The sequence below is a fragment of the Clostridium sp. genome (assembly GCF_036569345.1).
GTDB lineage: Bacteria > Bacillota > Clostridia > Clostridiales > Clostridiaceae > Clostridium_AD.
Window position 1 is genome coordinate 1 of the sequence record NZ_DATCQT010000096.1, and the last position, 10,427, is coordinate 10,427.

At 28.7% G+C, this 10,427-nt stretch carries 12 protein-coding genes; 2 read left to right on the forward strand and 10 right to left on the reverse strand.

Translation table 11 applies throughout. From position 1 onward, the window contains the following. The 10 genes from VIM70_RS09780 to VIM70_RS09825 form a co-directional block, all read right to left on the reverse strand. Positions 1-206, reverse strand: a 206-nt coding sequence (locus tag VIM70_RS09780) for a hypothetical protein (protein WP_333783843.1), incomplete at its 3' end; no start/stop codon positions are given. Continuing rightward, positions 206-1,108, reverse strand: coding sequence for a HipA domain-containing protein (locus tag VIM70_RS09785; RefSeq protein WP_331945570.1), 903 nt, complete (start codon positions 1,106-1,108; stop codon positions 206-208). The genes VIM70_RS09780 and VIM70_RS09785, both read right to left, overlap by 1 nt. 155 nt (positions 1,109-1,263) lie before the next feature. Then, positions 1,264-1,836 (reverse strand): hypothetical protein, encoded by a 573-nt coding sequence (locus VIM70_RS09790; protein WP_331945571.1) that lies wholly within the window; start codon positions 1,834-1,836, stop codon positions 1,264-1,266. Next, complete coding sequence (locus VIM70_RS09795; protein WP_331945572.1) at positions 1,836-2,642, reverse strand: DUF4230 domain-containing protein; 807 nt, start codon at positions 2,640-2,642, stop codon at positions 1,836-1,838. The genes VIM70_RS09790 and VIM70_RS09795 overlap by 1 nt, the downstream gene beginning before the upstream one ends. A 298-nt stretch (positions 2,643-2,940) precedes the next feature. After that, entirely contained in the window at positions 2,941-3,516 is a 576-nt protein-coding gene (locus tag VIM70_RS09800) for a GGDEF domain-containing protein (RefSeq protein ID WP_331945573.1), read from the reverse strand. A gap of 290 nt (positions 3,517-3,806) precedes the next feature. Next, positions 3,807-4,790, reverse strand: a complete 984-nt coding sequence (locus tag VIM70_RS09805) for a WYL domain-containing protein (RefSeq protein ID WP_331945574.1) — start codon at positions 4,788-4,790, stop codon at positions 3,807-3,809. Between the two features lie 117 nt (positions 4,791-4,907). Further along, positions 4,908-6,392: a gamma-glutamylcyclotransferase family protein gene (locus VIM70_RS09810; protein ID WP_331945575.1), complete on the reverse strand. Its 1,485-nt coding sequence runs from the start codon at positions 6,390-6,392 to the stop codon at positions 4,908-4,910. A gap of 102 nt (positions 6,393-6,494) precedes the next feature. After that, positions 6,495-7,166 (reverse strand): hypothetical protein, encoded by a 672-nt coding sequence (locus VIM70_RS09815; protein WP_331945576.1) that lies wholly within the window; start codon positions 7,164-7,166, stop codon positions 6,495-6,497. A 50-nt stretch (positions 7,167-7,216) separates the two neighbouring features. Continuing rightward, positions 7,217-7,522 carry a hypothetical protein gene (locus tag VIM70_RS09820; RefSeq protein ID WP_331945577.1) on the reverse strand — a complete coding sequence of 102 codons (306 nt, stop codon included), beginning with the start codon at positions 7,520-7,522 and terminating at the stop codon, positions 7,217-7,219. Between the two features lie 437 nt (positions 7,523-7,959). After that, a complete protein-coding gene (locus VIM70_RS09825; protein ID WP_331945578.1) occupies positions 7,960-8,511 on the reverse strand; it encodes a phospholipase D-like domain-containing protein in 552 nt (183 codons plus the stop codon). A gap of 232 nt (positions 8,512-8,743) precedes the next feature. On the opposite strand from VIM70_RS09825, the gene VIM70_RS09830 reads away from it, so the two are divergent. Continuing rightward, positions 8,744-9,070, forward strand: a complete 327-nt coding sequence (locus VIM70_RS09830; RefSeq protein WP_331945579.1) for a hypothetical protein — start codon at positions 8,744-8,746, stop codon at positions 9,068-9,070. A 151-nt stretch (positions 9,071-9,221) separates the two neighbouring features. Continuing rightward, positions 9,222-9,692 (forward strand): hypothetical protein, encoded by a 471-nt coding sequence (locus VIM70_RS09835; RefSeq protein WP_331945580.1) that lies wholly within the window; start codon positions 9,222-9,224, stop codon positions 9,690-9,692. Positions 9,693-10,427: the final 735 nt, after the last annotated feature.

Here is a 10,427-nt window from a genome sequence, read left to right on the forward strand (position 1 = left end):
ATATCATAACTTTCATAAACTTCATTTATATTTGCAAATGCTATTAATGGTTCAAACCCATTTTTAATTGCATTGTCTAGCTCTTTAGTTCTATATTTGAATTCATACTTACCATTTTTCGATAACTCTCCAATTATATATCTACTTTTAGTCTTATAATCTTTCCAAATTAAATAAAGATATTCTCTATTATTAATTCTACTCATTATTCTGCCTCCTCTTCTCCATAATATATATCTATGATTTTTTTTCTTCTCCGTACTAGAAAAACATATAATAATTCCTTAATCATGGGGTTAATTACTATATCATCATACCCATCTATAATATCTTTTATTTTAGTATTACTTAAATTATCTCTTATCTTCTCTACTATGGAAATCGTTCCATCATAGTACTTGTTTCTAATATGCTCAACTAACTCAAAATGACCTATTCTATTAGGTTTTGACCATCTTATCATAGATTTTGATTTACTGAAAATTAGTGATTCAAGCCTAGTCTTATCTCTTAAAAAATTTGGAACATCCTTGGGATTAATAAGACAACATAATGATGACCCATTATCATATAATGGTGATATTCTTATTTTGCCATTTATTTTATTCCTTACTATACCCCAATTGCTGTGATGTCTATCACTATTACCTATTAGTGCATCAAATATAGGAATAATTAAAAAATCATTTTCTAAACCTGTTTCCTTAATTGATTGGAGTATCATCTTTATTGAATATGGTTCTTCTGTTATATAATCAATAAATTTATCTTGATTATACTCTTTATATATATTGGTAATATATTGAATTCCTTCTATTAGTTCTTCTTCTTCCTTTAATATCATATAACTCATAGACCCTACTCTGCCTCTGAATATTCCTATATCTACTTTAGCACACTCTATACCTAGAACTTCAGCTAATTGATTCGCAACTTTTTCAGCCCAATATTCTCCTGTAGGTTTTCCTATATTCACACCCTTAGGAAACTTAAATATCCCCTTTTGCTTTGTTTCAGAATTAATAAGCCATTTTTTCTCACTAGCTCCACTTCCAAAAGGAGAATCTTCATCAATCTCCCAATGATCAAAATTAATAAGCATACACATATTATTCACCTCTTATTTTATATATATATACTCTATATTGTACCTTAAATTCAAACTTAATCCCATATTAATTATTATTAATTAATTTATGTAGATTAATAATTGAAGATTAATAATAGGCTTGCCGACGATCTTTCTATAATATCTCATCTGATTTATTTTTTAACATATGTAACACTAAATGAATCTTCATTTTCACCAATTTTTACGAGTAAATCTGAAATTAGTTCTTTATTTCGCTTTTTATCTTCTTGTTGTAACTCATCCATAAGCCTATTTTCAATTATCATCTTTTGCTCATTAGTAACTTTTCCTTCTTCAGCAGGTGTGAAATTATTCCAAGTACCTTCTTTACCTTCCCAGTCACCTATTCTGTTAATTTCATGTTCTACAACAAAAGGCTCTGATAAGACAATTGAGAATATATTTGACTTCTTCGTAACTGATTTAATTTCGCAGCCAACTTTAATTTCCCCCATAAACTTTGCATATTTTATCGATGGATTTGAAGCAAAGACCCATGTTTTCTTTCGAGTAATATAATCTTCATAATCATATTCAACACTACAAACAGAAATAGAATCCTCAATCATTTTCATAATATTAACATTGGTTTTTTGTGTTTGTTCTAATTCCTCATTTTTAATATTTTTAAAGACTGAAAATATTTGATATACAAATATACAAATTGCTAAAAATAAAACTAATATTAAAATTTTTCGCTTCATTATTCTCTCTCCCCCTCTAATGTAATAGATGAGATTTTTAATCCTAATGCTTCTATAATAGGCTTTAGTTTTACTTTCAAATTATCAAAAGCCATTTTTTCATATTCTGTTTGTTTTTTATCAAGTTCCTTATTTATAAATTTTTTTGCTATATCTTCAATTTCACCAATTTTAAAGTCATATCCTGGAATAACAATACTATTGCTTGCAGCAAGAATTTCAACTCCAGGATAATCTTCTGGTGCCTTATCTTCAGTATACTTGGTGTCAGGATTTAAAATTGCCTTGATTTCAGGCCTTTTAATCATAATATTAACAGTATCATTACTATTTTGTATAACTTTATAATTATTCAAATCAAAAGAGGCATTTACATAGTATCGGATAATAAGCTCTGCATCTCGTGTTTCATCTTTATAATGATAGAAATCTGCCTTGTTTATTTTCAATACATGCAATTCATTTATTGATTTATATTGTCCAAGGACATACGCTGAAGTCTGGTTCTGTGGTAAGGCTTTGACAAGTATATTTGCTACATTTTCCTTATATTTATAGGCATAAAAGCATAAACTTCCAGTTATTACACACACAATCATAACAACAATTAAAATTTTGTTTAGTATTTTTGATCCAACTTTTCTAATAATTTTACCTTTACGTGCTCTTTTTGGAAAAAACATTGTATCGTTAAAAGAAGCAGTTGCAGTCGCAGCTACTTCCTCCCTTGCCAAACATACCTTGCATTTTCCATTTTTGTTTTTAGAGTTACCACATTTATTACATATTTCTTCCATTTTATCCATTATATTATCTCCTTCACAGCTAAACTTATCTTTTCCAAATCGAACTTATCATTAGCCATATCCTTGACTTTCCTTCCTTGCGCTATATTTATATAATGATAATTTCTCTATTTACAACCATAAATTTATTCTAACTAACTATATTCATAATTATTAAACCGCTTAAATAGTACCACTTTTTATATAAAAATTTTGTCTAACTATGTAAAATCAAACAATTTTTTATTAGTTTTCCTAATATGAACAACATTACCTCTTATGTTTAAACATTTAGTTACATTATATTACATTAGCCTTCTTACCTTTTTCCCCTCTTATTTACATACATCCCCTCATCTGCCCGTCTTATTAATTCACTAGCTGATATTTTGCTTTCGAAGTTGTATTCAGATAACCCACAGCTTAAACCAATTCTGTAGTTAATATTATCATTTCCTTTCAATTCATAAATGTTCATACACACCCTTGAACAAATAGTCTTTGCCTCCTCTAATGTAGTGTTTGGAAAAATAATTATGAATTCATCACCACCCATTCTAAATAAGGTGTCAACTTTTCTAATATTAACTGTGAGAATACTACCAATTTTCTTAAGTAACTCATCTCCATGACTATGACCAAAAGTGTCATTTATTTTTTTAAAATCGTCAATGTCAGCGAAACATAATATAAAATTCTCACGTTGCCTAGCAGATTCATAAATCGTAGTCTCTAAAACATTTAACCCTGCTCTTCTGTTTAATACTCCAGTAACGGTGTCCATACATGCTTGATACTTAAGTTCGATTTTCGTACTTTTCAGTTCCTCAATAAGCTTATCCTTTTCCCCTATTATTTTTAAAAGTCTTTCTTTCCCCATTTCTTTATAGTTCATAGTTTTTCGCCCCCATATTGATATATAAAAAATAACAAGTTACAACTTAAAATACATTTTTGAAATATCCTATGTAATTAATATAATTCTATTTATTAATATAATTGTACAACTGACCAACTATCAAAAATTTCCTTCCCCTCCATGTTTTATTAAGAATAAAAATAAATTCTCATTATTTCCGCAAAACTGCACAAAAATAAACCCCACATCAACTAATGTGGAGCTTCTTCGTTTGATTAGGAGTTTCATCGTTTGATGAAAATATTCATCAGACGATAAGGAGTTATCTACATACAATAAACCTTATTCATATTTTTTATACTATCTATAATTTCTTCTCTAAATTTTACTGGTTCTATAACTTCTGCATCTGCACCAAAACCCATAATCCATAGCTTTATGCCATATGTACCATTACAAACAAACTCATAAACAAAATAATCTTCATTTTTTTCAATTAGACTTCCCTCAAGTAAACTTTTTTCGGTTACTACCTTATAGCAACGGTTACTAAATTTCACCTTAACTCTTGTTTCATCTCCCCCATACATATACCAGGTCCTTTTAAGATAGTCATACACATTAAACTTACTATCTCTCTTACCATCTTCCTCTAAAATATTTACATTTGATATTCTATCTATTCTAAAGTGTAGCAAGCAGTCTTTTCTTTCTAAATATCCAATAATGTAGTATTTACCAAGTTCACAAGCAAAGCTATAAGGTATTATTGTATGAATCTTATGATTCCCTAATGCTGAATTATAACTAAAACTTACTTTTTTCTCTTCTGCTATAGCCTTTCTTAAGTTTTTAATATTAAATTCAATATATTGATGATCATTATTTAAATTCTTCTCAAAATAAAGCATTTTCTTTAATTTTAAAGCTTCATTTTTAGGAAGTAGTGCTAACAAGCTATTCTTTATTACTGCCATTTTTGTTTCCATAAATGTTTGAGATTGAACGAGAGATGCTAATATTAGATTTACATCATCAGCTGTAACAGGCTGAACATATTTATTTGCTTCAAGTATTCCATCACCGTTTACATCGTCTTCATCATTTATTCTATATATTTTTTCAGACTTATCATATATAATATCTGTTTCCCATTCTTCATTTAATTCCTTCACATAATTATGAATGTTATCTGGTGAAATTTCAAATATATCTGCAATCTCTTGTGGTGTTGTTGCTATTCCAGATTTTATAAGTCTAAAAGTTTCTAACAACTTTCTACTTTTACCATAATCACTATAAGGTAACATAATATCAATTCCCTTCCAATATATTTATCTTAGCTGATTATATCAGAAAAGCTTTGATATTACATGTAACTTACAGAAAACTTTATAATGTACATAATTATTTTAATCTATATCTATTTAATTTCTAACCTTGCCACACTCAACCAAATACTCCATTACATCAAAATCACTCATATCAGGATATGTTTCCTTTATACCCATTCTAATCACTTCAAGATACTTATCGGAAGGGTTATAGTGTGACCTTATGCTTTTATTTGTAATAGTAATAATTTCAATACCATTGTCCTCTCCCAATTTAACATAGTTATTATACCAGATTTCTCCGCATCCCTCTTGACGTGAAACGTCGTTAAGCTGATTTCTAGTAATAAGGTACATTCTGCCTAGAGAATACCCTTTGACTTCACTATTTAAAAATGATACTCCACCCTTTCCCCAGGAAGAGCTTTCGTTACCATAATACATATTATAAGGAATAGTTATTGGTCTACTATCTTTTGGTAGTGATTTATCCCTGCAACCTGGATAAGGTTTCCCATTAAATTTACACTTTCCACCTTTAATATAAGTAATGAATCGCTCATAAAGTAAGTTAGATCCAAAGCTAGCATACCAAACATAATCATCTCTTGTCACCAATACCCAAGGCTGGTTTTCATAGCTAACTTTAACTTTTCTTGAAACATCATGATTATACACATAGGTATAACATTCGTGAGCCTCACCATTATCATTAACAACACTAATTAATTTCCGTATATATAAACTACCTTCGCCCTCAAGCATGTCTAGTTTCCTTAATATATTACTATCTATGATATAAAGCTCGCCTTTTACCTTATCGATTTCACTATGAATTATTCCTGGATAACTACCTAACTCATATAATGCAAAACCCTCAGCTACAAATTCACCTATAAAATCTGCGTCTCCTAAGAAATTTTCATAATTGCTTTTTCCTTTCATAAGCGTGCCATAAACAAAAACCTTTATCTCCTTATTATCTCTGTTTAGCAATTCAAAAGTTCTTTCCATATCAGCTTTGTAATCTTCACTCCAATCTCCTTTTGTATGTTCCGCTTTTATAACATTCTCAAGCCAATCAGTTATTGCTTTAATCATTTTTGAAAACTCAACTGATATTTCTGGGTAGTTTCTAACAAATTTTAGAACCTCACCTTTTGAAAATATTTGAAGAGCATCCACTCGTCCCTGTATATCATCAAACCCATGTCCTTTTAAACCTCTTCCAGTTGATGCCACTAATCCCTTTTTCAAAGCATCATCAAACCCTTCAATAGTTTTGCTTTCATATTTATGTTGCATATAAAATTTCATCATAATGGCTGTAGCAATATAGGTTGGTTCGTACCAGTAAATAACCCTAATATCTCCGTCAACACGTGGACTTGGTATAAGAGCCCAAAAGCCATTTTCATCCTGCTCTTTAATAAGGGAACAAATAAAATCCTTTATTTTTTGAAGTTCTTTTGTTCCTGCCGATAATTCATCTAAAACTTCTCTCATATTAGTGAGGCAATTTTTTAAATCCCTTTTAAATTCAATACCTTCTTCTGGTCTTTTAAATTTGTTTAACATATTCCATACCTCCGTAAATTCTTTTTCCCTAATGGGTTAATTAGATAATAACATTTTAAAATAACCCACCCGCGAACAAAAAATTCGCATGTACTTTTAAACTCAAATAATATCTATTTCTATAATTTTTTCATCCACTATTTCATAATCACCTTCTGGCGTTTTAACTGTGAGCTTGTGACTATCTATAAAATACTTAATTATTTCACAGTCACACAAAGAAATCCTGATGCCATCATCATTATCATAAATCAAATTAAATTGCTTTCCATTTTTCATAAGAAATATCAACTTACTAATTGGATTCTCACCACAGTTTTCAAACTCAGTCAAAAATCTACTGTGATATTTGCCTTCCTTATCGATAGAATCATACCAATTCATAGTATCTTTATTATTATCTAACTTTTCAACAACATCTAAAATTTTAGTTCTCGTATATTCTGTAAGTTGATTCCAAATATCAATTGCTGTTGAATTAGCAGAATTGCCATAAGCATTAATTTTTCCCATGGCTCTTAATCCCTCCAACATAACTACTAATTGAGAAATATTCTGCATTAATATAACTGGATGAGGAGTGGATTCCATTTTCAATATATTTTGATCTCCACTCACAAGTTTTATATTCAAACCCATAAGTTTAAACCCTTGCTCAGTCATTTTCTCAACATCCTTTTGAAGAACCCTTGTACCACAGCCAAGTTCATTCGAAATATCAGTTAATGTCTTTCTCTCGCCATTAGCATTCTGCCTCTCAGTCTGACGGAGCAAATATACACAACGTTCCTGCGAAGTTCCAATAACTTTAGCATTTAAGCTACTTATATCAATATTAAACCGTAATCAGTATTTAACATAGAAACCAATTCATTATATATTTTCTTGCATGAAACCCTACCTTCAAAGCTTTTTATTTTATTCATGGACTCATTCATTGCTTCAGAGATATCAAAATTAAATGTCCCTTTTTTAGTAGTCTTAATAACATTTTTATCAAGTATTCGGATTATTTCTTCCTGCATAACAAAGGAATAACTTTCTATACCTAACAAAAACTTTTCAATATCTTTATACTCATATTCATTTATATCTTTAAATTTTTCAATCATGCTTTTAATTGTCGGCATATATATTCATCTCCACTTTTGATTTATATTTTCTAGTCACCACTAATTTAACTATTCTACAAATCCATTTTCTCATCCTTTATTTTCACAATTTATTTTTATATTATTACATCTCGTTGCTATTCGCGCGAAACATAGACCTCCTATTAGGTAATTGAAAACAGAAAAAGTCCACACTGTACTTATATTAACTTTTCAACATAAAAGAAGAAGGTATATTACCTTCCTCTAATTTACTGCTAGTTTTGTATTTGTAGTGGCTAAGTCATTACAACCCGTCACTAATAAATATTTACTTAGTATGTATCAAATTTTTTCTCAACACTACTATCTTTATGCTTCATCCACTTCTCATATAATTTTTCTATATGCATCCTTCCAATATCTTATTTCACTTATTAATGATACATGAATAAAACCCATGATAAGAATCTTCTTTAATATAGTTTATAATTATTACTTCCCCACATTAAATTGAACTCTTTTGTGAAATCCCCTGCAACCTTAGCATTAGTGATTATTACTAAATTCTCATCATTTAATGTTGTTGCTTTCCCTGTGTAATTATAACTTCCTGTTGTAATTATTTTATTATCAACTATTACTATCTTTAAATGCATTAATCCATCATGATCATTAATTTTAATAGGTATACTTAATACATTTAATCTATTTAATTGTTTAAACTCCCAACTTGTTTGAGACATTTCCTTGTCCGTTATTATACGAACTTTTACGCCTCGACTGTAAGCATTTACTATAGCATCTATTACAGAAGGTTTAGTAATAAAATAAATGGCTATATCAAGTGATACTGTAGATGAATTTATTATCTTTACTAACTGTTTATCTAGATCACCTGTAGCTCTTGTAAAATAATAATTTATATTCACTGATTGTTTTGGTATTTTAGTAACAGTTACAGGACCCGTCGATGTAACTGTTGAACGCTCTGACTTCCTACCTATAAACCAATTCAAAAAACTCATATTAATAAAAAACTCCTAAAATTGCTATATAATAATTTATATTATGCTTAAAAATTTAAATAGTGACTTTATTTCTGGAGTCCCATGTAGTTCTGATAAATAGAATACTTTATATAGATATATTAAGACTATATGGTTAATTTGTTACTGTTTTTCCTACTTAAGATACACAAATTATCGCTATCAGCATACTATAATATTAAATAATAACACAAGTGAGGTTTTTATTATAATGGTTAACAAGGTAACAATTAGCTTTCCTCCACACGTTTATAGTCTAGCTAAAAAAAAGTCTAAATTGACACACGGAGATAATTTTTCCGCGTATATTAATTATTTAGTTTATAGTCAATTCACTGAGGAAGAGTTAAAAAATGAAATTAATGAGAATAAAAAGCCTTTATGGACAGGTAGAACCAAACTAGCTGAGATAAATTCTATATGTAAATATTGTAACGAACCGATTATTCTAGGAGAAACGGTTATTTACCTATCTGATTTAGATTCTGTTAATGATTTTAGTAAATGGGTTCATAAAGATTGCTGTAGGAAAGATTAGTTCCTATGATTTAAGTCTTATTATCGCGTATATTTGACATATATAATTAAAGTCATGGTTTGTACAAATATTATATAGTTTAATTATCAATATTAAAGGAGGAATATGGAGAACTCTCAAAATGAAATAATATGAAAAGGAGAAAAAAAGAATGGCCAATAAAACAATTAGAGAGTATCTAGAATATATCAGAACTCAAATACCGGAAGCTGATTATAAGAATATCTCGGGAAATAAGCTATTTGACATTTTAAGACTTAGAAAAACATTTATTGAAGTTGATGGTTTTAATAATGTACCAAATGATTTAGTTCAACAGCATGGGCTTTTTACAGGTAAATGGAATTATCAACCTTTAGTAACAGAAAAAGGTGTAAAATGGCTAACTAATGGTTTAGTAGAAAAAAAATATATAACAATTCTTGATAAACCTAAAGATTATAATGAATGTACTTTTAATTGGATAATTAAAAATATAAGCAATGAAAAATATTTAATTGAATATAAAAAAAGTAATGGAGTTTGGTATACATTAAGCTACAAATATAGTAAATTAAATACTTTAATTAAAATAATAAAGAATAGCAGTGAGTGTAGATATTCTTTGAAAAAATCAACATAATACATTTGCATAATAACATCAAAAATAATAATATAAAGCTAGTAAATAATAATAAGGTTTATCTATGTTTTTAATGGTCTCATAAGCAGCATCAATAATAATGCCTGGAACAAATTTATTCTTAATGTTTCTGTAACCTATTGGATCTGTTGCATCTGGCCAATCACATCTCACAGGAACTAGTTGAAATCTTTGATATTACTGTTAGCACCAACTGCTTGTACAAATAGTTTTACAATTTTACTCTTTCCAGTAGCTGATATACCTAAGCGAATAACAAAAGGTTTGGTTTTTAAACTAAGATAAAAGTTAGTTATTAAATCTTTTGTGTAATAAAATCCTTTACTTGTTATGTATTTATTGCTATTGTATCCACGTGAGTATACAATAAAATTATAGGAAGTTAGCAAATACACCCAATATAAATTATGAGTAAAAGAAATAAAATAATTACTAAATAAAGGAGAGATTATTAAATGAAAATGGGACTAAGAACACCAAACCCAATGAAATCATTAAAGGCACGAACTACTGGAAAGTTAAAAAGACAAATAGCAAACATAAGTTGTCCATTTCATTCCAACTTATGTTAGTACCTCCATAGCCATCAACCTTATAATTCAATAATCTACCAAATAATTAAAACGCTTATTTAAGCTCGGATTGGAATTATTCGTTAATAATTACTTTTAGTTATAGCACCTAATTGTAAATCTTGGCTATTTTAATGTAACC